This window comes from Oleiphilus sp. HI0043 (assembly GCF_001634935.1).
Map to the genome: position 1 here is coordinate 1 of NZ_LWEY01001079.1, position 447 is coordinate 447.

Genomic DNA, 447 nt, shown 5'->3' on the forward strand with positions numbered 1-447 from the left:
TAAATTCGGCAATAGCCAAAAACATTTCTACAGCATCATCAAACAATCTACTTCTTTCATCATTTACCATGATTTTCTCCTCCTCTATTTTTGTTTTGTTAGCTCGTCCCATTTACCACCCCAGTCCATAATTAACTTAAGTGAACCTTCAGGGTCGTCGTGATCCCATGGCCCCCAATACCTTTTCCTTATCGGTTTTTTAAGTCTGCAATGGTCAACGGCGTTTTTCAAGGTAGTTGTCGCCTGAGCATTTAAGCTGCTTGTTTTTCCTTCTCCGGGTTCAACTTAACGTCACCCACTTTCTCCCAGTTCCGCGTAGCTTTTGACCACCTTATTTGGTTCTTTCTTTTCATCTTGCGATAAAGCTCATCCCTCTTCGATAATATTTCTTCATCCAGACCTAAGTGCCTTTGCTCTGGGGTAACAAAGTTAATTCGACTATGCCGG

General features: G+C 41.8%; 1 pseudogene. It reads right to left on the reverse strand.

The window, feature by feature from the left end:
• Positions 1–251: 251 nt before the first annotated feature.
• Positions 252–447: pseudogene (locus A3729_RS32985) on the reverse strand (IS3 family transposase); the annotation flags it as partial.